Origin of the sequence: Mycobacterium sp. E787 (genome assembly GCF_001668725.1) — a bacterium.
Taxonomy (GTDB): Bacteria; Actinomycetota; Actinomycetes; order Mycobacteriales; family Mycobacteriaceae; genus Mycobacterium.
Window position 1 is genome coordinate 20,813 of sequence record NZ_LZKL01000049.1, and the last position, 19,591, is coordinate 40,403.

The window sequence follows — 19,591 nt, forward strand, 5'->3', positions numbered from 1 at the left end:
CGTCAGGATTCGCGGGCCGCTCGGGCCAGGTCGCGCGGGGCGGAACCGGTCATCTCCCGGCACACCCTGGTGGCGTGCGCGCCGTCGGCGAACCCGGCCAGGTGGGCGGCGTCGGTGACGGTGCACCCGTCGACGACGTGGCCGATCGCCGCCACCAGCCGGGCCCAGCGGATGGTGGCCGACAACGACACCCCGGTCTGCCGGCGGCACAGCCGCCCGAGGTAATCAGGTGACAGCGCAACGTCATCCGCGACCGAGGCCACGTCGACGTGGCCCGGAACCCGGCTCGTCACGACTTCGATCGCGCGCCGCAGTTGCGGGTGCACGGACCGCGGCGCGTCCCGCCGCCCGCACAGCCGGTCGACCAGGAAACCCGCCGCGGCGTGCGGGCCGTCGCATCGGAGCAGCGCCGCCGTCGCCTCCGCCAGCGGTTGCCCGTCCGCGACGACCCGGACGCCGTCGCGCGCCAAGGCGTTCAGCGCCACGCCCTGCGCCGTCTGCATCCCGAAGTACAGCGTCACCGCCCCGGAGTCGACGTCCGAGCGCACGGCATGCCGGACGCCGCTGCCCACCACGACGAGCCGGCACACGTCGCGGCGACCGCCGGCCCGCGTGACGGTCAACGGACCCTGCGCGCCGAGCGTGACCTGGACCGCGGGGTGATGGTGCAGCGCGAGGTCCGAGAATGCGCCGGCCACCACGAGCCGACCCGGGCCCAGGTCCCAGACGCGCATGCCGCCACTTTAGCGCCGCGCCGGGGCCTCGCCGAGCATCGCCGCCTAGACCCACGGGACGCGGCACGCGTCACCGGAATTGAAGCCCTGCTCGGTGATGCCCAGCGCGGAGTTCACCCGCGCCCGCATGTTCTCCAGCCCGATCTGGTAGGTCAGCTCGAACACGCCGGCGTCGCCGAAGCGGGCCTTCAGGTCGGCGACCTGCTCGTCGGTGACGGTGTGCGGGTCGGTGGTCATCGCGTCGGCGTAGGCGATGGCGGCGCGCTCGTCGTCGCTGAAAAGCGCTGACGTTGCGTAGTTTTCGATGTCCTTGAGCCGCTCCATGTCCAGGCCGTCCAGGCGCTGCAGCATGGACCCGAAGTCGACGCACCACGAACAGCCGACCGCGCGCGCTGTCCAGTAGACCGCCAGCTCGCGCACGCTGACGGGGAGCGCCCTGGAGGCCCGGTCGACCATGGTTTCGTGCACGGCGCCGGCGATCATCAGTCTGCGGTGATGCGCGGACACGGCGAACGGTTCGGGAACCTGGCCGTAGCGCCGCTTGGCGACGGAATACATGGCGCGGGTCAGCGGCCCGACGCGCTTGGGGGACAGGGGCTCGATGCGGGTCTTCTGTGTCATACCCGTCAGACGGGACGGGGTGCGAAAGTGTGACACATACCTGCGGTATGCGGCTAGTCTCTCGACCTGTGGTGGCGATTGCGAGTTGACGATGACCGCGCTGTTTAGCCGACGGGCCGATCAGTACGACTGGCTGTCCGGTTATCTCGCGTCGCGGGGCATCAGCGGCGCCACTCGGGCCGTCCTGGCGTCCATCTCGGCGTCGCTGGTGTTGTGCCTTCTCGCGCTGCTGGCCGGCTCGGACGGGCCCCGCGGGACGGTGCCGGTGGCGATGACCTGGGCCGCCGTCGCCGGCGGAGTGGCGGGGATGTTGTTGTGGGTCTGGCGCTGGCCGACGCGCAGGCAGTCGCTCGCGTACGCCGTCACGTGCAACACCGCCGTCGCGCTGGCGTGCCTGGCGCACCCGAACCCGCTGGCCGCGCTGATCGGGTGCGTCGCTTTCGCGACCTTCGGCGCCTACATGGCGTTCTTTCACACGACGGGATGGGTGCTGTACAACTTCGCGGTCGCCGCCGCCGTCGCGTCCTGGGAGGCGCTGTCCCTGGCGAGATCCGGACACCCCAGCCTCGCCGGCGTGGACCTGTGGCTCGTGATCGAGGTCAACATCGCGCTGCCGCTGGCCATCCGCATCCTGGTGCGTGCCTTGTCGGGAGATCTGCTGCGCGCCGACCGCGACCCGTTGACGGGACTGCTCAACCGGCGCGCATTTCGGCACGAGGCGCTGGGGATGATCCTGGCCCGGCGGGGCATCGACTCCCACCTCGTGGTGATGCTGATCGATCTCGACCACTTCAAAGCCCTCAACGACCGGTGTGGCCACGCGGCGGGGGACCACGCGCTGGTCCAGGTCGCCCAGGCGCTGCTGGCGGCCGCCGACAATCAGGCGGTGGTGTCGCGAAGCGGCGGTGAGGAATTCCTGCTGGCCGGCACGTCGTCGGGTTGCAACGCCGAGTCGCTGGCCGCGCGGATGTGCCGGGCCATCGCGGACTCGGCCGCGGGGGTCACCGCCAGCATCGGCACCGCCTGCGCCCGTCTCGACGACGCCGCACCCGAACCGCAGGCGCTGCTGGAGCAGCTGATCAGCGCCTCCGATGCCGCGATGTACCAGGCCAAGCGGCTGGGCGGAAACCAAAGCTACCATCACGAACTCTGCTGAGCGCGCGTCTGTCACCCGTGCCGAGCAGACGCAAAAGCCCCCGACACGCCGGTGTGGTGGGGGCTTTTGCGTCTGCTCGCCGGCGGGTCAGCGCGAGAACATGATCGCGCGCTTGACCTCCTGGATCGCCTTGGTGACCTCGATGCCGCGCGGGCAGGCTTCGGTGCAGTTGAACGTGGTCCGGCAGCGCCACACGCCGTCCACCTCGTTGAGGATGTCGAGTCGCTCGGCGGCGGCCTCGTCGCGGCTGTCGAAGATGAAGCGGTGCGCGTTGACGATCGCCGCCGGCCCGTAGTAGCTGCCCTCGTGCCAGAAGACGGGGCAGCTGGTGGTGCAGGCCGCGCACAGGATGCACTTGGTGGTGTCGTCGTAGCGGGCGCGGTCGGTCGGGCTCTGGATGCGTTCCCGCGTCGGGGGGTTGCCGGTGGTGATCAAATACGGCTTCACCGCCCGGTAGGCGTCGAAGAACGGCTCCATGTCGACCACGAGGTCCTTCTCCACCGGCAGCCCGCGGATGGGCTCGACCGTGATGGTGAGCTGTTTGCCGGGTTTTTTGGGCAGCAGGTCCCGCATCAGCACCTTGCAGGCCAGCCGGTTGACGCCGTTGATGCGCATGGCGTCCGACCCGCACACACCGTGGGCGCAGGACCGCCGGAACGTCAGCGTCCCGTCGAGGTAGCTCTTGATGTAGATCAGCAGGTTGAGCATCCGGTCGCTGGGCAGGCACGGCACCCGAAAGCTCTGCCAGCCACCGGTTTTCGCGAACGCCTCGGGCTGGTCGGGGTTGAACCGGGCGATCTTCACCGTCACCAGCACGGCGCCCTCGGGGATCGGCGGCAGCGGGGGTTCCACCCGCGGCTCGACGGCCGGCTCCATGTCGAAGGCCATCAGTACTTCCGTTCCTTCGGTTCGTAGCGGGTTTGCACCACCGGCTTGAAGTCCAGCGCGATGTCGCTCAGCAGAGCGCTGCCCTGCTTGTAGGCCATCGTGTGGCGCATGTAGTTGACGTCGTCGCGGTTCGGGTAGTCCTCGCGGGCATGCCCGCCGCGGGATTCCTTGCGGTTCAGCGCCCCGACCACGGTGACCTCGGCCAGCTCCAGCAGGAAGCCGAGCTCGATGGCCTCCAACAGGTCGCTGTTGAACCGCTTTCCCTTGTCGTGCACGGTGATTCGCGAATAGCGCTCCTTCAGCGCGTGGATGTCCGTCAGGGCCTGCTTCAGCGTCTCCTCGGTGCGGAAGACCGCGGCGTTGTTGTCCATCGACTGCTGCAGCGCGCCGCGGATGTCGGCGACGCGCTCGTTGCCGTGCTCGGAGAGGATGTCGGCCACCCATCCGACGACCATCGCCTCCGGCTCCGGCGGCATGTCGACGAAATCATGGCCCCGCGCGTAGGCCGCCGCCGCGATGCCGGCCCGGCGCCCGAACACGTTGATGTCCAGCAGCGAATTGGTGCCCAGCCGGTTGGCGCCGTGCACCGACACGCACGCGCACTCGCCCGCGGCGTACAGACCCGGCACGATAGAAGTGTTGTCCCGCAACACCTGTCCTGTGACGGTGGTGGGGATGCCGCCCATCACGTAATGACACGTCGGGTAGACCGGCACGAGCTCGTGCACCGGGTCCACGCCCAGGTACGTGCGGGCGAACTCGGTGATGTCGGGCAGCTTGGCCTCCAGCACGTCCTCGCCCAGGTGGCGGACGTCGATGTAGACGTAGTCCTTGTGCGGACCGGCGCCGCGGCCCTCGAGGACCTCCAGGACCATCGAGCGGGCGACGATGTCGCGCGGCGCCAGGTCGACGATCGTCGGGGCGTAGCGCTCCATGAAGCGCTCGCCCTCGCCGTTGAGCAGCCGGCCGCCCTCGCCGCGCACGGCCTCCGAGATCAGGATGCCCAGGCCGGCCAGGCCCGTCGGGTGGAACTGGTGAAACTCCATGTCCTCCAACGGAAGTCCCTTGCGGAACACGATGCCGATGCCGTCGCCGGTCAGTGTGTGGGCGTTGGACGTGGTCTTGTACATGCGGCCCGACCCGCCGGTCGCGATCACCACCGCCTTGGTGTGGAAGACGTGGATCTCACCCGTGGCCAGCTCGTAGGCGACCACGCCGGTGGCCACCGGCCCGCTCGGCGTCTGCGTCAAAACCAGGTCCAGGGCGTAGAACTCGTTGAAGAACTGCACGTCGTGCCGCACGCAGTTCTGGTACAGGGTCTGCAGGATCATGTGGCCGGTGCGGTCGGCGGCGTAACAGGCCCGGCGCACCGGGGCCTTGCCGTGGTCGCGGGTGTGCCCGCCGAAGCGGCGCTGGTCGATGCGGCCCTCGGGGGTGCGGTTGAACGGCATCCCCATCTTCTCCAGGTCGAGCACCGCGTCGATGGCTTCCTTGCACATGATTTCCACGGCGTCCTGGTCGGCCAGGTAGTCGCCGCCCTTGACCGTGTCGAACGTGTGCCACTCCCAGTTGTCGTCCTCGACGTTGGCCAGCGCCGCGCACATGCCGCCCTGGGCGGCACCGGTGTGGCTGCGGGTGGGATAGAGCTTGGTCAGCACCGCGGTCCGCACCCGCGGCCCGGCCTCGACGGCGGCACGCATCCCGGCGCCGCCCGCGCCGACGATCACCACGTCGTATCGGTGTTGCTGGATCAACGCGCCTCCCTCAGGAAATGTTCGGGTCGAAGGTCACCAGCACGTATGTGCCCAGCACCAACGTGAACCCGATCGACAGCAGCAGCAGGCTGTTGAGCCAGAACCGGGTGGAGTTCTTGCGGCTGTAGTCGTCGATGATGGTCCGCAGCCCGTTGCCGCCGTGCAGCTCGGCCAGCCACAGCAGCGCCATGTCCCAGATCTGCCAGAACGGCGAATGCCAGCGCTGCGCGACGTAGTTGAAGTCGATGCGGTACACGCCGTCGTCCCACATCAGCATGATGAACAGGTGCCCGACCGCCAGGAACACCAGCGCGATCCCGGAGAACCGCATGAACAGCCACGCGAACTTCTCGAAGTTGGGGATGCCGGCGCGCCGGCGGGGGGAGCGCGGATTGTCCAGGCTGGCCGGGCGGTCGTAGAAGCGCTGCCTGACCGGCGCGACCTGGCCCCGCCCGAGCTGCAGGTCGGGGCTGCTCATCGGAAGTGCCCCATGATGTGGATGACGGTCACCACGCCCGCCGGAACCATCAGCAACAGGAACACGACGCCGACGATCCAGAACATCAGCCGCTGGTGGCGGGGGCCCTGCGACCAGAAGTCGATCAGGATGACCCGGATGCCGTTCAGGCCGTGGAACAGCACGGCGGCGACGAGGCCGTACTCCATCAGCCCGACGACGGGGGTCTGGTAGTCGTGGATCACCGCGTTGTAGGTCTGCGGGCTGACCCGCAGCATCGCGGCGTCCAGGACGTGGACGAACAGGAAGAAGAAGACCGTCGCGCCGCTGATGCGGTGCAGCACCCATGACCACATGCCGGGGTCGCCGCGATACAGGGTCCGGGGCGGTCGCCGCTTGCGCGCGGGGGCAGTGCTTACCAAGTCCTCACCGCCTTTAACGTTGATACGACTGTCAAGCCGGGCAGTTCAGCCTAACCCCGCCGGCGGGAGGCCTGCGCCGAACAGTCCGCCGGGCGAACGGTCGTGTCAGAGTGAGGGTGACGGCGTCGAGCCGGCCATGACGAGCGGGGTTCGAGCGAGGTGGATATGCCCGATATCGACTGGAATGCGCTGCGGGACAAGGCAACACAGGTGGCGGCGGGGGCCTACGCGCCGTACTCGCGGTTTCCGGTGGGCGCCGCCGCGCTGGTCGACGACGGCCGCGTGGTCACCGGCTGCAATGTGGAGAACGTCTCATATGGCCTTGGTCTCTGTGCCGAGTGCGGGGTGGTGTGCGCCCTGCATTCGACCGGCGGCGGCCGGCTGGTCGCGCTGGCGTGCGTCGACGCCCGGGGCGCCCCGCTGACGCCGTGCGGGCGGTGCCGTCAGGTGCTGCTGGAGCACGGCGGCCCCGGCCTGTTGATCGACCATCCCGCGGGGCCCCGCCGCCTGGGCGAGCTGCTGCCCGACGCGTTCACCGCCGACCTGCCCCGGGAACGCCCTTGACCGGCTTCGAATTCGACGCGCCGACGGTGATCCGGACCAAGCGCGACGGCGGTCGGTTGTCCGATGCGGCCATCGACTGGGTCGTCGACGCGTACACCCACGGCCGGGTCGCCGACGAGCAGATGTCGGCGCTGTTGATGGCGATCTTCTTCCGCGGCATGGACCGCGGCGAGATCGCCCGGTGGACGGCGGCGATGCTGGCGTCCGGCGAGCGCCTGGACTTCACCGACCTGTACCTGCCGACGGTGGACAAGCACTCGACCGGGGGAGTCGGGGACAAGATCACCCTGCCGTTGGTGCCCGTCGTCGCCGCGTGCGGCGCCGCCGTGCCCCAGGCGTCCGGCCGCGGGCTGGGGCACACCGGCGGCACCCTGGACAAGCTGGAGGCCATCGCCGGGTTCTCCGCCGCGCTGTCGGGCCGGCGGGTGCGTGACCAGCTGCGTGACGTCGGGGCCGCCATCTTCGCCGCCGGCGAGCTGGCGCCGGCCGACGCCAAGCTGTACGCGCTGCGCGACATCACCGGCACGGTCGAGTCGCTGCCGCTGATCGCCAGCTCGGTGATGAGCAAGAAGCTGGCCGAGGGGGCCGGCGCGCTGGTGCTCGACGTGAAGGTCGGGTCGGGGGCGCTGATGGCCTCGGAGGCGGCCAGCCGCGAGCTCGCGCAGACCATGGTGCGCCTCGGCGCGGCGCACGGCGTGCCCACCCGCGCGCTGCTGACCGACATGAACCGCCCGCTGGGCGCGACGGTGGGCAACGCGCTCGAGGTCGCCGAGTCGCTGGAGGTGCTGGCCGGCGGCGGGCCGCCCGACGTGGTGGAGCTGACGGTGCGGCTGGCCGCCGAGATGCTCGGGCTCGCCGGGATCGACGACCGCGATCCCGCCCAGACCCTGCGCGACGGCACCGCGATGGACCGGTTTCGCCGGCTCGTCGCGGCCCAGGGCGGCGACCTGTCGGTCCCGTTGCCGGTCGCTTCGTGTTCCGAGACCGTGACGGCTTCCCGGGGCGGCACAATGGGCGATATCGACGCGATGGCAGTGGGGCAGGCGGCTTGGCGGCTCGGCGCGGGGAGATCCCGCCCGGGTGAACCGGTGCAGCCGGGCGCGGGCATCCGGATCCACCGCCGCCCCGGGCAGCCCGTCGCGGCCGGCGAGCCGCTCTTCACCCTCTACACCGACACCCCCGAGCGTTTCGGCGCCGCGCTGGCCGAGCTGGACGGCGGCTTCGGCGTCGGCGACGCGCCACCGGCCGCCAGGCCGCTGATCATCGATCGGATCGCCCCGTGAGCACACTGGATCTCGCGCAGATCACCAAGGCGCCCAAGGCGCTGCTGCACGATCACCTCGACGGCGGCTTGCGGCCGTCCACCGTGATCGACATCGCCGGCCAGACCGGCTATGACGGCCTGCCCGCCACCGACGTCGACGAGCTCGCCAAGTGGTTCCGCACCCGGTCGCACAGCGGCTCACTGGAGCGCTACCTGGAGCCGTTCTCGCACACCGTGGCGGTGATGCAGACGCCCGATGCGCTGTACCGCGTCGCCTACGAGTGCGTCGAGGACCTGGCCGCCGACGCCGTCGTCTACGCCGAGGTGCGCTTCGCGCCGGAGCTGCACATCGACCGTGGGCTGTCCTTCGACGAGATCGTCGACGCCGTCCTGGAGGGTTTCGCCGCCGGCGAGAAGGCGTCCGCCGCCGCGGGCCGCCCGATCAAGGTGCGGTGCCTGGTCACCGCCATGCGGCACGCCGCGGTGTCCCGCGAAATCGCCGAACTGGCAATCCGGTTCCGGGACAAGGGCGTCGTGGGATTCGACATCGCGGGCGCGGAGGCCGGCAACCCGCCGACGCGCCACCTCGACGCCTTCGAGTACATGCGAGACCACAACGCGCGCTTCACCATCCACGCCGGTGAGGCGTTCGGGCTGCCCTCGATCCACGAGGCGATCGCGTTCTGCGGCGCCGACCGGCTGGGCCACGGGGTACGCATCGTCGACGACATCGACGTCCTCGAAGGCGGGCGGGTCCGGCTGGGTCCGCAGGCATCCATCCTGCGGGACAAGAGAATTCCGCTCGAGCTGTGCCCCAGCTCGAACGTGCAGACCGGCGCGGTCAAGAGCATCGCCGAGCACCCGTTCGATCTGCTGGCCCGCACCCGCTTCCGGGTCACCGTGAACACGGACAACAGGCTGATGAGCGACACCACCATGAGCCTCGAAATGTCGCGCCTGGTAGACGCTTTCGGCTACGGGTGGAGTGACCTCGAGCGGTTCACGATCAACGCGATGAAGTCCGCCTTCATCCCGTTCGACGAGCGGCTGGCGATCATCGACGAGGTGATCAAGCCGCGGTATGCGGTGTTGATCGGTTAGTCGACGATCGCCGGCCCTCGTCCGGCGGACCTACCGGGGCAGCCCGGTGCGGCTGCGACGACCAGTCACCGCCTCGTAGATGGCGATGAGCACCACGGCGGCGGCGACCCCGATGAAGAACGGGATCCAGGCGATTCCGCCGTTGGCGTTGTGGTATCCGAACTGGGCGGCCACGGCCGACCCGATCAGGCCGCCCACGGCGCCGAGCACGACCGTCATGATCATGCCGATGCTCTGCTTACCAGGCATCACCAAGCGCGCCACCACACCGATGATGGCGCCCACGATGATCGCGAGGATGATTGATCCGATCATTTTGCAGCTCCTGTCTTCGGGGCGCCCGGGGCGGGCGCCACCTTCGACAGGGGTTCCCTAACCGGCGGGCTTGTAACCCCTTGTGCCCCCGAACCGGCTCTGGCGCACCAGCCGGCATGGCCGGCGCGTCGCGGCGAAGTCAGTCGTTGCAGCCGTTGAGGTCGACGGTCGAACCTGGTCCCGCGCCCTCCAGCGCCGCGGCGTCTGCCGCGCCCTGGAACTGTGCAACCCTTCCCGCAAAGGTTTTCCCGTCGGCGCTCGACGCGATCGACAGGCAACCGAGCCCGGACGTGAGCACCTGGCAGTCGTTCGTCTTGCCCATGACGTTGCACCACAGCACGGCGGCGTCCTCCGCCTGGTTTCGGGTCCGATAGTTCAGCCGGATCGCTTCTTCTCCGGTCGAGGTGGATGCCGCGACCGCGCCCCAGCATCCCGGCCGGCAGTAGAAGTCGATATCGGCCCGGGCCGCCGGCGGGGCCGCGGACCCCGCGGCGGCGAGAATGGCGATAATCGCTGGCAGCGCAACGGTTCTCATGGTCACGACCTCGGCTGGGCCCCCCATGGACGCCTTTCACCGTCGCAGCCTTGACCCAGAGCCGGCTATGAACCGGCTCTGAGGGCCATGAGACCTACAACCCGGGCAGGCAGATGGGGGCGCCGTAGCACGGGGGCGGACCCAGCGGTTGCCGTGGGGCATCGCCCTCCCAGACGAATTGCCCGACGTTACCCATGCCGCCGACGGGGACCCAGTACCAGTGATGGCAGACGTTCATGTCCCAGCGGACATCCGGCATCGGCAGGGGCTGTCCAGGGCACCAGTCGTGCGGAACCGTGAAATTGTCCGCCGGCAACGGGTCACCGGGGTGCTGGGCCCAGCCGGGCGCGCCTGCGGCGGTGCCCGCGGCAAGCCCCACGCCCGCCGCCGCGACGCCGCCCGACAGCAGCGCCCTCGCCAGCATTTTCCTCAGGGTGCGGGTGGTGTCCATGGCGCTTCCTTCTTGGGTAGAGGCGGGCGGTGATCGACGCCATCACGGCCAGGGAGCGCAGAGGGGGGCGCAGGCGGGCCCGCGCGGCACGTGGTCTCCTTCGACAATGTCGTTGTGCTGCGGACTATCCGGGAAGCCCGCCGCCGGATACCAATAGTCGTGGCAGACATTGAGATCCCAACCCTCCCGCTGCATCGCGGCGATCGGCCCGCCCGGCGAAATGTGGTCGTTCGGATCCGGGTGGCCGGGGCACCACGTGAAGTGGTTGATCGGGGCGGGGCCGGGCTGGGCCTGGGCGCTGCCCGCGGCCAGGCCGAAACCGGCCACCGCGATCCCGCCCGACAACAGCGCCGGGGCAACAACCTTCCCCAGGGCGCGGATGGCGTTCATAACGACTTCCTTTCCCTCTTGGCAGGCCGAACCGTAATGCCGCCCGCTTGCGGAATTCTTGCGTCGAACTGGGAGTGGGAAGATTCAGCGATGGACAAGGACGACCCCGAGAAGCAGCGACCGCGGCTCGGGGCGAAGTTCGTTCGGGCGCTCGCGATCGTGTGTGTGGCCGGAGGCGCCTACTACTTCGCCGTCGGGTGTTTCAACTACATAGCCGTGCTGCGCACGCCGACTGTGGCCGCGACGATCGCGCACTGCGACAACGACACGACCTGTTACGGCACCTGGGGCGCCGGCGGAACGTCGAGGATCCGCCGGATCTACGGGGATATTCCCGGAACCCATCCGGTCGGATCGCGGGTCGACGTTTACATCTGGCGCGGCCAGGCCTATGCGGGCCACCCGAGTCGGGTTCCGGCCGTCTTGCTGTTGTCCGGGTCCTCGGTCGCGATCGTGGCGGGCGGGGTCCTGTGGTGGTCGGTGCGGCGCAAATACGGCACGGGCAAGGGCCGGTAGTCGGCCGTCAAGGGTCGAGCGGCGGATCGACGGCGATGCCGATGGCCCGGCCGGTGCTGGCGAGGTGCGCCCGCACGGCCCGCTGGGCGCGCGGCAGATCGCCGTCGCGCAGGGCCTCGGCGATGCCGCGGTGCTCGTCCATGATCGTCGCCATCCGATCGGGGTCGCCCAGCGCCGATTCACCGATCATCCGCATCTGGCGGTCCCGCAGCGACGAGTAGAAGCCGGACAGGATGGCGTTGCCGGACTCTTCCAGGGTGACGGTGTGAAAGGCGCGGTCGGCATCCAGGAATTCCCGCCAGTCGTTGGCGGCGGCGGCGTCGCGCTGCCGCTTCAGCTCGCCGGCCAGCCGTTCGTACACCGCGGCGCAGGCGGTGGGGCCGCGCCCGACCACCTTGGCCGCGGCGAACGGTTCCAGCAGCAGGCGCGCCTCGATGACCGCCCGGGCCTCGTCGGGTGAGACGGGGACGACGAGCGCGCCGCGCTGCGGGTACAGCCGCAGCAGCCCCTCGGCCTCGAGCCGCAGGAACGCCTCGCGAACCGGGGTCCGCGACATTCCCAGCGCCGCGGCGACCTCGCCCTCGCTGATGAGCTCCCCGCCGGGAAACCGGCCGGTGAGCACCTGCGCCTTGACGTAGTCCAGCGCGCGGTCCTTCGCCGTGCCCGCCCGCGGGTTGATCGTCGCCACTGCAGCCTTCCTCGCGGCTCAGTCGCATCTCAGATGCGTCCCTGACGGTACATCAGGCGAAAACCTGTGCGACACCGGTTGACGACTGAGATACTAGATAGATACATTAGAAATGTAAGACGTACCCCAATAGAAAGCAATCCGCCATGTCCCTCTTGGGCACGAATCAAGCGCAGGTCCCCAACCTCGACCCGACGATCCCGGCGCCGATGACCAACGTCGCCGAGTACGGCTTCGAGGGCCGGTTCGAGGACTGGGCCGACGACGCCTGCTACTTCGAGTACTCGAAGGCCGCCAACCCGATCGGATCCGGACACGCGCCGCAGGTTCCGATTACCCGCTTCGATCCGGAGATCTACGTCGATCGGCCGACCGGAGTTTTCCCGCTGGACCTGTCCAAGGAGTTGGGCATCGACACCGGCCCGGCGACCAGCCCCGCGCTGCTGGCCAACTTCATCCGCATCCGCCCCGGTGAGCAGGTCGACGCCAGCCCCAACGCCACCTCGCAGCTGTATTACGTGCTGTACGGGCGGGGCTTCGCGGCCATCAACGGCCGGCTGGTCAAGTGGGAAAAGGGTGACTTTCTGACCCTGCCCGCCGGCACGCATTCGGTGTTCTACGGCGACGACGAGACGGCCATGTACTGGGTCCACGACGAGCCGCTGCTGCGCTACCTCGGCGCCGAGGCCACCCGGCCGCGGTTCCGGGCGACCAAGTTCTGCCGCGCCGACGCGGTGGCCAAGCTGGAAGAGATCGCCGCCCGTCCCGGCGCCAACGAAAAGAGCCGGGTCAGCGTGCTGCTGGCCAACGCCAACCAGGAACAGACGATGACCATCACCCACGTGCTGTGGGCGATGTTCGGGGTGCTGCCGCCCCGGCAGGAACAGCGCCCACACCGGCATCAGTCGGTCGCCCTGGACCTGATCCTCGACGCGCCGCCCAGCGGCTGCTACACCCTGCTGGGCAGCCGCCTCGACGAGCGCGGCGACATCGTCGACCCGATCCGGGTGGACTGGCAGGCCGGCGGCGCCTTCACCACCCCGCCGGGCATGTGGCACGCGCACTACAACGAGACGGACACCCCGGCCCACCTGATCCCCATCCAGGACGCCGGGCTGCAGACGCACCTGCGCAGCCTGGACATCAAGTTCACCCAGCGCCGGGACCTGGTGGCGGGCTGACCCGGCCGGGCTCCATGCAGCGTCGACATTTGGCGAATAGTGTGGCTGGACATGAAGCTGCCGCTGCTGGGCCCGGTATCGCTGACCGGCTTCCAGAACGCCTGGTTTTTCCTGTTGTTGCTGGCGGTGCTGCTGCTGATCGGCGCCTATGTCGCGCTGCAGTACGCGCGCCGCCGGCGGGTGTTGCGGTTCGCCAACATGGAGGTGCTGGAGCGCGTGGCGCCCCTGCGCTCCGGCCGCTGGCGGCACGTGCCGACGATCCTGCTGGCCGCGTCGCTGGTGCTGCTGACCACCGCCATGGCCGGGCCGACGTCCGACATCCGCATCCCGCTCAACCGCGCGGTCGTCATGTTGGTGATCGACGTCTCGGAATCGATGGCGTCCACCGACGTGCCCCCGAACCGACTGGCCGCCGCCCAGGAGGCCGGCAAGAAGTTCGCCGACGAGCTGACGCCGGCGATCAACCTGGGATTGGTGCAGTTCGCGGCCAACGCGTCGCTGATGGTCGCCCCGACCACGAACCGCGAGGCCGTCAAGACGGCGATCGACAGCCTCAAACCGATGCCGAAAACCGCGACAGGAGAAGGCATCCTGACCGCGTTGCAGGCCATCGCCACCGTCGGCTCGGTGATGGGGGGCGGGGAGGGCCCCCCGCCCGCCCGCATCGTGCTGGAGTCCGACGGCGCCGAGAACGTGCCGCTGGACCCCAACGCCCCGCAGGGCGCGTTCACCGCCGCCCGGGCCGCCAAAGACCAGGGCGTGCAGATCTCCACGATCTCCTTCGGCACCCCCTACGGCACCGTCGACTACCAGGGCGCCACCATCCCGGTCCCCGTCGACGACCAGACGCTGCAGGAGATCTGCAAGATCACCGACGGCCAGGCCTTCCACGCCGACAGCCTGGAATCCCTCAACCAGGTCTATTCCACCCTGCAGCGCCAGATCGGCTACCAGACCGTGAAGGGCGACGCCAGCCTCGCCTGGATGCTGCTCGGGGCGGTGGTGCTGGCCGGCGCCATCCTGGCCGGGCTCGCCCTCAACAGCCGGCTGCCGTCGTAGGCCCCGCGCGGCCGCTCAGGTCGGCAATCGCCGGTTGATCAGCAGGGCCAGCGCCGTGGCGATCAGGGCGACGATGACGCCCAGGCGCAGCCACCCGGCGCTGCCGGGGCCGGGCACGACGCGGTACCCGATGTCGTTCTCGATGGCGCTGTAGCTCTTGTTGAGCTCGGCGATGTTGCTGGCGGTGTAGGACTGGCCGCCCGACAGCCGCGCGATGGTGCGCATCTGGTCCGCCGAGACCGGCACGGCGACCCGCTGCCCGTCCATCTCGATCTCGCCGCCCTTGGTGCCGAACGTGATCGTCGAAATGGGCACACCCTGGTCCTTGGCCAGCCGTGCGGCGGTGTAGGCGCCGTCGTGCGGGTCGCTGGGGTCGGTCGGCTTGTTCTCGCCGCCGTCGGACAGCAGCACGATGCGGGCCGGCGGCGGGGTGTCGCCGCTTGCGACCCCCGAGGCCGAAACCGCGTGCAGGGCGGTGAAGATCGCCTCGCCGGTCGCCGTGCTGTCGCCGAACTGAAGCTTTGTCAGCGCATCCAGCGTCGCCTGGTGCTGCGGGGTGGGCGGCACCAGCAGGTAGGGCGTCCCGGAAAACGCGACCAGCCCGAGATTGATGCCGGGCGTCAGCTGGCTGGCGAACTGGCCGGCGGCCTGCTCGGCCGCCTTGAGGCGGTTGGGTTCGACGTCGGTCGCCCGCATGGAGTTCGACACGTCCATGACCAGCACGACGCAGGCGCGGTTGCGCGGGATGCGCATGTCGTGCGTGGGGGTGGCGAGCGCGACGGTCAACAGCAGCAGGGAGAGCAGCGCAACGGCGATCGGCACATGCCGCCACCACGATTGCGGCACCGGCGACTCGGTGTACCGGCGCAGGCGCCGCCGGCGCCGGGCCTGTACCAGGATGTAGACCGCCAGCAGCGCCAGCGGGACCGCAGCGAACAGCAGCATGGCCGGACGCTGGAACCCGTACAGGGGCAGCGGGCCGATGCCGGGGAATGACACCTGCGCCAGTAAAGAGGAGACTCGGTGGCCCGTCAAACGCGGCGGGCGGTTCGCGCCCTATTCCCGCCTGAGCCGGCCCTCGACGAATTGCTCGAGCTTCTCCCACTCGCGTACCGCCGCGGCGTACGGGGGGCCGGGCTTGCCGACCGACTCGGGCTCCAGCACCGAGCCCACTAGCTTGCCCAGCGGCCGGCCGGTGTCGAGCGCCTTGTCCACCGCGGGATCCTCCGAGTAGTCGCCGATGTCGCGGAGCAGTTCGACGGCCAGGTCGAGCTGGTCGCGGTCGACCGCGTCCGGCCCCTCGGCGAAGTCGTCGGCCAGCCCGCTCAGCACGTAGACGTTGTCGTCGGTCACGTCGACCGCCAGCGAGCCGTCGGTGGCGGCGGTGCGGATGTCGTCGTAGGTGCTCAGGTCGGACAGGTCGTGGTCGTGCTCGTCGGCGAGGTAGCGCGCCAGCGCCCGCTCGGAGGTGAACACGCTGATCCGGCCGTTGCGGCCCAGGAAGATCGGGCGGTCGTCCAGGTAGCAGCGCAGGGTGTAGAAGGTGTCCGAACTCGTGATGATCCGAATCGGGTCGATGCCCACCTGGACCCAGAAGTCTTTGGCGCCGCCCAGCACGACGGTGTCGCCGGCCGCGCGGGCATCCTCCTGCTCCGCCGCTTCGTCTTCGGCGACGTCGGTCTCGTCCTCGTCGGGCTCCTCGGAGTCCCGGGCGTCCTCGTCGCCGGCGGCGGTGTCTTCGGCCGGCTGTTCGTCCTCGTCGGGCTCTTCGGCGAGTTCCTCGGCGGCCTTGGCCGCAACTTCCTCGTCGACCTCCGGGGTGCTGACGATGTCGTCGATCGCGCTGAGCACGTCGTCCCAGCTGCGGGCGATGACCTCGGCAATCGCGTTCCAGCGCTTCTGCCCCGCCTTCCCGGTGAAGGTGTCGATGCCGCCGGCCACCGTGCCCAGGCTGGGGTTGCCGTTGAAGAACTTCGCCACCGCCGCCAGCTCGCACACCGACCCGATCGACGACACGATCGCCAGGGTGCCCGCCAGCGCGGTGACCGATTCCTCGGTCGGCTTCTCCGACACCAGTTCCTCGACGGCGACCAGGTCGAATTGTTTGTCGTCGGCCGGCTCGAAGCGGTGCGCGTGCGCGGACGTCAGGTCCTGCCACGCCGGGTGGTCCACCAGGTCGTTGTCGTCGTCGGTGCGCACGAAGGCGACGAGGTCGGCGACGGTCTCGAACGCGTACAGGTCCTCGTCCTTGCCCAGGAACGCCTCCCACTCGTCGCCTGCGTCGCGCCAGCGGGGCGCCCACACGGTGTAGCGGTCGCCGGCGGACAGGCTCAGGCGGATGGGCACGAGGTCAGCAGCCATGCGGCACACAATAGCGACGCGCGGCGAAGCTGCGGCTAAGCGGCCCAGATGGTCGCGATGGGCGCGGCGCCGGCCGCGTAACCGATCTTGGGCAGCCCATACATCTGTTCCAGGGTGGACAGCACGCTGTAGTGGTTGATCTGCTCGTTGTAGGTGCCGGGCTGCACGTGCCCGCCGTAGATGATCGTCGGAATCTGGTTGCGCGGCCCGCCGTCGTCCTCGTCCCACGTCACGATGAGCAGGCTGTTGTTGGCCACCGCCCAGTTGGCGTAGCCGGACAGGTCCCGGCTCAGCCAGGCGTCGCCCTGCGCGATCGAGCCGTCGTGCATGTTGTCGTCGTTGTCGGGAATGACGAACGACACGGTCGGCAGGCCGGCGTAGTTGCCCATCGGAAACGCCGAGAACGGCAGCGAGTCGGCCGCCGGCACGTTGGTGAAGTTGGCCCACGGCACGTGCTTTCGCGCGTACTTGCCCGCGCTGCACACCGGCGAACCCGGCGCGGGCAGGCCCTCGGCGTAACCGGCGAAGGTGTAACCGGCGGACAGCAATTCGGAGGCCAGGTTGGGGGCGGCGCCGCCGTTGACCGGGCACGAGTCGCTGGTCACCCCGAGTGTGCTGCCGGCGAACAGCGCCAGGTAGTTCGGCTCGCTGGGGTGCGTTTCGGCGAACGACTGGGCCATGTTGGCTCCGCCCGCGGCCAGCGCGTTGATGAACGGCGCCGACTTGTTGCCGATGATGTGGGCCGCCGCGCGGTTCTCTTCGATGACGATCACCACGTGCGCGGGCTGCGGCAGCGCGGCCGCCGACGGCCCCACCCGGGGCGCCGACGGGATCGTCACCAGGGCCGCGAAAGCCGCCGCACCGGCCAACCGCAGCGCGCGATATGCCTTGTCCACCAACCCTGCCCGGTGCCGCACCCCGGGAGTATATGAGCGGATCCGGTCCGCGGGCGGCGCCGGCGCGAGCGTGTCTGCGTTGCTCGTCGCAATCGTTATATAGGGTCACATCTCGTGGACGTGCGCATCGTCGATCACCCGCTGGCGCAGGCGCGACTGACGGCATTGCGCGACAAACACACCGACAACGCCCACTTCCGCGCCGCCCTGCGCGACCTGACCGCCATGTTGGTCTACGAGGCCACCCGCGAGGCGGCCCGCGAAACATTTCCGATCCACACGCCGCTGGCCGAGACGCTCGGGGTGCGGCTGGCCAGGCCGCCGCTGCTGGTTCCCGTGTTGCGCGCCGGGCTGGGCATGGTGGAGCAGGCGCTCGCGCTGTTGCCCGAGGCCCGCGTGGGGTTCGTCGGCGTGGCCCGCGACGAAAAGACCCACCTGCCGAGCGGGTACATGGAGTCGCTGCCCCGCGACCTGACCGGGCTGCCGGTGCTGGTGCTGGATCCCATGCTGGCCACCGGCGGGTCGCTGACGCACACGATCGGGCTGCTGCACCCCCGCGGCGCGTCGGACATCACGGTGTTGTGTGCGGTGGCGGCGCCGGAAGGCGTTGCGGCGCTTGAGAAAGCGGCGCCGGAAGCGCGGCTTTTCACCGTCGCGGTCGATGACGGGCTCAACGAGATCGCCTACATCGTGCCCGGGCTGGGCGACGCGGGCGACCGCCAATTCGGGCCGCGCTAGCTCAGAAGCCGCGCACCTGCGCGGTCACCTCGTCGCGCAGCGCGCGGGCCCGGTCCCGGGCGGATGACAGGTCGTCGGTCGGTGCGCAGCGAATCTCGATGTAGCACTTCAGCTTCGGCTCGGTGCCCGACGGCCGCACCACCACCCGGGCCGACGTCTCCTGGTCGCCGCCGGCGAAGATCAGCGCGTCGCTGATGTCGTCGAGGGTGGCGGGGAAGTCCGCGAGACGGGCCGGCGGGGCGGCGCGCAGCCGGCGCATCAGCGCGTCGGCCTCGTCGGCGTCGGCGACGCGGCGCGACACCGCCGCGACGTCGTGCACGCCGTGGCGCCGGGCGAGGTCGTCGAGCCGGTCGGCCACTGAACGGCCCCGCGCCTTCAAAGTGGCGACCAGATCGCACGCCAGCACCGCCGCGCTGATGCCGTCCTTGTCGCGCACCGCATCCGGGTCGACGCAGTGGCCGATCGCTTCCTCGTAGGCGTACACCAGCCGACCGCCGGACACGTTCGCGTCGGCGCGGGCCAGCCACTTGAAGCCGGTGCGGGTCTCGACGTGCGTCGCGCCGTGGTGGGCGGCGATCGCGGCCAGCATCCGTGACGACACCAGGGTGCTGGCCACCACCGCCGACGCGGGATCGGGTTCGCGCGACAGGATGTAATCGCCCAGCAGCCAACCGGTCTCGTCGCCGGACAGCATCCGCCAGCCCGGCGCCGCGGGGATGCCGACGGCGCACCGGTCGGCGTCGGGATCCAGCGCGATCGCGACGTCGGCCGTCGTCTCGGCGGCCAGGGCGAGCAGCGCATCGCTGGCGCCCGGTTCCTCGGGGTTGGGAAACGCGACGGTCGGGAAATCGGGGTCGGGCGCGAACTGCGCGCCGACGGTGTGCACCTCGTGGAATCCCGCGCGCCGCAAGGTTTCCACGGCCACGGTGCCGCCCACCCCGTGCAAAGGTGTCAGCGCCACCCGCACCGAACCGGCACCCCGGCGCACCGCCGCCGCCCGGTCGACGTAACGCTCCACCAGGTCGGTCCGCGCGGGCGCCACCGGCTCGCGGGGGATCTCGCCGGCCGGCGGAGCGGCGGCCATCGCGGCTTCGATCTGGCGGTCGGTGGGCGAGATGATCTGCACGCCGCCCTCGAAGTACACCTTGTAGCCGTTGTCGCCCGGCGGGTTGTGCGACGCCGTGATCTGCACCCCGGCGGTGGCGCCGGTGCGGCGCACCGCGAACGCGACCACCGGCGTGGGCACCGCGCCGGGCAGCAGCAGCACCGAAAAGCCCTGCGCGGCAAGCACTTCGGCGGTCACCGTGGCGAAAGGCGCCGAGCCGTGCCGGGCGTCGCGGCCGACGACCACCGCGGAGCCCGCCAGGCCACGCTCGGTGAGCACGCGCGCCACCGCCCACGTCGCGCGCGCGACCACCTCGGCGTTCATGGCGTCGGGCCCGTCGCGCACCGGACCGCGCAGCCCCGCGGTGCCGAACCTCAGTGGACGGGCGGTTGTCA

General features: G+C 70.1%; 21 protein-coding genes and 2 pseudogenes. 8 read left to right on the top strand and 15 right to left on the bottom strand.

Annotation, left to right across the window (positions count from 1 at the left end):
• Window positions 1–2: 2 nt before the first annotated feature.
• Together A5705_RS09740 and A5705_RS09745 are read right to left on the bottom strand one after the other, a co-directional pair.
• On the bottom strand, window positions 3–734 hold the full coding sequence (locus A5705_RS09740; protein ID WP_067878252.1) for an AraC family transcriptional regulator: 732 nt from the start codon (window positions 732–734) through the stop codon (window positions 3–5).
• 45 nt (window positions 735–779) lie between these two features.
• A pseudogene (locus A5705_RS09745) lies at window positions 780–1,388 on the bottom strand (carboxymuconolactone decarboxylase family protein); the annotation flags it as partial.
• Window positions 1,389–1,446: 58 nt separating this feature from the next.
• Here A5705_RS09745 and A5705_RS09750 point away from each other — a divergent pair.
• Window positions 1,447–2,511, top strand: coding sequence for a diguanylate cyclase (locus A5705_RS09750; protein ID WP_067878258.1), 1,065 nt, complete (start codon window positions 1,447–1,449; stop codon window positions 2,509–2,511).
• 87 nt (window positions 2,512–2,598) lie between these two features.
• Here the strand turns inward: A5705_RS09750 and A5705_RS09755 are convergent, their stop codons facing one another.
• Genes A5705_RS09755 through sdhC form a run of 4 tightly spaced genes read right to left on the bottom strand, consistent with a single transcriptional unit; the run spans window position 2,599 to window position 5,966 of the window.
• Entirely contained in the window at window positions 2,599–3,387 is a 789-nt protein-coding gene (locus A5705_RS09755) for a succinate dehydrogenase iron-sulfur subunit (RefSeq protein ID WP_068277191.1), read from the bottom strand.
• Window positions 3,388–3,398: 11 nt separating this feature from the next.
• Window positions 3,399–5,153, bottom strand: coding sequence for a succinate dehydrogenase flavoprotein subunit (gene sdhA / locus A5705_RS09760; RefSeq protein WP_068277155.1), 1,755 nt, complete (start codon window positions 5,151–5,153; stop codon window positions 3,399–3,401).
• Window positions 5,154–5,163: 10 nt separating this feature from the next.
• Window positions 5,164–5,631, bottom strand: coding sequence for a succinate dehydrogenase hydrophobic membrane anchor subunit (locus A5705_RS09765; RefSeq protein ID WP_067878265.1), 468 nt, complete (start codon window positions 5,629–5,631; stop codon window positions 5,164–5,166).
• On the bottom strand, window positions 5,628–5,966 hold the full coding sequence (sdhC, locus tag A5705_RS09770) for a succinate dehydrogenase, cytochrome b556 subunit (RefSeq protein WP_067878268.1): 339 nt from the start codon (window positions 5,964–5,966) through the stop codon (window positions 5,628–5,630). Before sdhC ends, A5705_RS09765 begins: the two co-directional genes overlap by 4 nt.
• A 231-nt stretch (window positions 5,967–6,197) precedes the next feature.
• Here sdhC and A5705_RS09775 point away from each other — a divergent pair, with 231 nt between their 5' ends.
• Genes A5705_RS09775 through A5705_RS09785 form a run of 3 tightly spaced genes read left to right on the top strand, consistent with a single transcriptional unit; the run spans window position 6,198 to window position 8,961 of the window.
• Complete coding sequence (locus A5705_RS09775; protein WP_067878271.1) at window positions 6,198–6,596, top strand: cytidine deaminase; 399 nt, start codon at window positions 6,198–6,200, stop codon at window positions 6,594–6,596.
• Entirely contained in the window at window positions 6,593–7,879 is a 1,287-nt protein-coding gene (locus A5705_RS09780) for a thymidine phosphorylase (RefSeq protein WP_068277156.1), read from the top strand. Before A5705_RS09775 ends, A5705_RS09780 begins: the two co-directional genes overlap by 4 nt.
• Complete coding sequence (locus A5705_RS09785; protein ID WP_067878277.1) at window positions 7,876–8,961, top strand: adenosine deaminase; 1,086 nt, start codon at window positions 7,876–7,878, stop codon at window positions 8,959–8,961. Before A5705_RS09780 ends, A5705_RS09785 begins: the two co-directional genes overlap by 4 nt.
• Before the next feature lie 30 nt (window positions 8,962–8,991).
• Here A5705_RS09785 and A5705_RS09790 read toward each other — a convergent pair whose 3' ends face one another.
• From A5705_RS09790 to A5705_RS09805, 4 genes are all read right to left on the bottom strand, one after another.
• Window positions 8,992–9,276: a GlsB/YeaQ/YmgE family stress response membrane protein gene (locus A5705_RS09790; RefSeq protein ID WP_067878280.1), complete on the bottom strand. Its 285-nt coding sequence runs from the start codon at window positions 9,274–9,276 to the stop codon at window positions 8,992–8,994.
• Window positions 9,277–9,415: 139 nt separating this feature from the next.
• Window positions 9,416–9,811 (bottom strand): DUF4189 domain-containing protein, encoded by a 396-nt coding sequence (locus tag A5705_RS09795; RefSeq protein ID WP_197521255.1) that lies wholly within the window; start codon window positions 9,809–9,811, stop codon window positions 9,416–9,418.
• 94 nt (window positions 9,812–9,905) lie between these two features.
• Entirely contained in the window at window positions 9,906–10,262 is a 357-nt protein-coding gene (locus A5705_RS09800; protein ID WP_067878286.1) for a hypothetical protein, read from the bottom strand.
• Window positions 10,263–10,304: 42 nt separating this feature from the next.
• Complete coding sequence (locus A5705_RS09805) at window positions 10,305–10,652, bottom strand: hypothetical protein (protein ID WP_067878289.1); 348 nt, start codon at window positions 10,650–10,652, stop codon at window positions 10,305–10,307.
• 90 nt (window positions 10,653–10,742) lie between these two features.
• On the opposite strand from A5705_RS09805, the gene A5705_RS09810 reads away from it, so the two are divergent.
• Window positions 10,743–11,168, top strand: a complete 426-nt coding sequence (locus tag A5705_RS09810) for a hypothetical protein (protein WP_067878292.1) — start codon at window positions 10,743–10,745, stop codon at window positions 11,166–11,168.
• Window positions 11,169–11,175: 7 nt separating this feature from the next.
• Here the strand turns inward: A5705_RS09810 and A5705_RS09815 are convergent, their stop codons facing one another.
• Window positions 11,176–11,856 carry a GntR family transcriptional regulator gene (locus A5705_RS09815; protein WP_067878295.1) on the bottom strand — a complete coding sequence of 227 codons (681 nt, stop codon included), beginning with the start codon at window positions 11,854–11,856 and terminating at the stop codon, window positions 11,176–11,178.
• A gap of 146 nt (window positions 11,857–12,002) precedes the next feature.
• Here A5705_RS09815 and A5705_RS09820 point away from each other — a divergent pair, with 146 nt between their 5' ends.
• Together A5705_RS09820 and A5705_RS09825 are read left to right on the top strand one after the other, a co-directional pair.
• The gene (locus tag A5705_RS09820) at window positions 12,003–13,037 is read left to right on the top strand and encodes a cupin (RefSeq protein WP_067878299.1); all 1,035 of its coding nucleotides are present in this window, start codon (window positions 12,003–12,005) and stop codon (window positions 13,035–13,037) included.
• Window positions 13,038–13,088: 51 nt separating this feature from the next.
• Window positions 13,089–14,096, top strand: a complete 1,008-nt coding sequence (locus A5705_RS09825; protein ID WP_068277162.1) for a VWA domain-containing protein — start codon at window positions 13,089–13,091, stop codon at window positions 14,094–14,096.
• A 15-nt stretch (window positions 14,097–14,111) separates the two neighbouring features.
• On the opposite strand, the gene A5705_RS09830 is transcribed toward A5705_RS09825, so the two are convergent.
• Genes A5705_RS09830 through A5705_RS09840 form a run of 3 tightly spaced genes read right to left on the bottom strand, consistent with a single transcriptional unit; the run spans window position 14,112 to window position 17,299 of the window.
• Window positions 14,112–15,095 carry a VWA domain-containing protein gene (locus A5705_RS09830; protein WP_067874644.1) on the bottom strand — a complete coding sequence of 328 codons (984 nt, stop codon included), beginning with the start codon at window positions 15,093–15,095 and terminating at the stop codon, window positions 14,112–14,114.
• A gap of 57 nt (window positions 15,096–15,152) precedes the next feature.
• Window positions 15,153–16,457, bottom strand: coding sequence for a primosomal protein (locus tag A5705_RS09835; protein WP_067874648.1), 1,305 nt, complete (start codon window positions 16,455–16,457; stop codon window positions 15,153–15,155).
• A gap of 35 nt (window positions 16,458–16,492) precedes the next feature.
• The gene (locus tag A5705_RS09840; protein ID WP_304442246.1) at window positions 16,493–17,299 is read right to left on the bottom strand and encodes an alkaline phosphatase family protein; all 807 of its coding nucleotides are present in this window, start codon (window positions 17,297–17,299) and stop codon (window positions 16,493–16,495) included.
• Between the two features lie 168 nt (window positions 17,300–17,467).
• On the opposite strand from A5705_RS09840, the gene upp reads away from it, so the two are divergent.
• The gene (gene upp / locus A5705_RS09845; protein WP_067874651.1) at window positions 17,468–18,091 is read left to right on the top strand and encodes a uracil phosphoribosyltransferase; all 624 of its coding nucleotides are present in this window, start codon (window positions 17,468–17,470) and stop codon (window positions 18,089–18,091) included.
• Between the two features lies 1 nt (window position 18,092).
• On the opposite strand, the pseudogene A5705_RS09850 reads toward upp, so the two are convergent.
• Window positions 18,093–19,583: pseudogene (locus A5705_RS09850) on the bottom strand (phospho-sugar mutase); the annotation flags it as partial.
• Between the last annotated feature and the right edge of the window lie 8 nt (window positions 19,584–19,591).

Bases quoted from the DNA above. Each gene is read 5' to 3' on its own strand.
- A5705_RS09805 (WP_067878289.1), bottom strand. From the start codon at position 10,652: ATGAACGCCATCCGCGCCCTGGGGAAGGTTGTTGCCCCGGCGCTGTTG.
- A5705_RS09810 (WP_067878292.1), top strand. From the start codon at position 10,743: ATGGACAAGGACGACCCCGAGAAGCAGCGACCGCGGCTCGGGGCGAAG.
- A5705_RS09790 (WP_067878280.1), bottom strand. From the start codon at position 9,276: ATGATCGGATCAATCATCCTCGCGATCATCGTGGGCGCCATCATCGGT.
- A5705_RS09755 (WP_068277191.1), bottom strand. From the start codon at position 3,387: ATGGAGCCGGCCGTCGAGCCGCGGGTGGAACCCCCGCTGCCGCCGATC.
- A5705_RS09800 (WP_067878286.1), bottom strand. From the start codon at position 10,262: ATGGACACCACCCGCACCCTGAGGAAAATGCTGGCGAGGGCGCTGCTG.
- A5705_RS09795 (WP_197521255.1), bottom strand. From the start codon at position 9,811: ATGAGAACCGTTGCGCTGCCAGCGATTATCGCCATTCTCGCCGCCGCG.
- A5705_RS09835 (WP_067874648.1), bottom strand. From the start codon at position 16,457: ATGGCTGCTGACCTCGTGCCCATCCGCCTGAGCCTGTCCGCCGGCGAC.
- A5705_RS09775 (WP_067878271.1), top strand. From the start codon at position 6,198: ATGCCCGATATCGACTGGAATGCGCTGCGGGACAAGGCAACACAGGTG.
- A5705_RS09825 (WP_068277162.1), top strand. From the start codon at position 13,089: ATGAAGCTGCCGCTGCTGGGCCCGGTATCGCTGACCGGCTTCCAGAAC.
- A5705_RS09750 (WP_067878258.1), top strand. From the start codon at position 1,447: ATGACCGCGCTGTTTAGCCGACGGGCCGATCAGTACGACTGGCTGTCC.
- A5705_RS09740 (WP_067878252.1), bottom strand. From the start codon at position 734: ATGCGCGTCTGGGACCTGGGCCCGGGTCGGCTCGTGGTGGCCGGCGCA.
- sdhC (WP_067878268.1), bottom strand. From the start codon at position 5,966: ATGTGGTCATGGGTGCTGCACCGCATCAGCGGCGCGACGGTCTTCTTC.
- A5705_RS09765 (WP_067878265.1), bottom strand. From the start codon at position 5,631: ATGAGCAGCCCCGACCTGCAGCTCGGGCGGGGCCAGGTCGCGCCGGTC.
- A5705_RS09820 (WP_067878299.1), top strand. From the start codon at position 12,003: ATGTCCCTCTTGGGCACGAATCAAGCGCAGGTCCCCAACCTCGACCCG.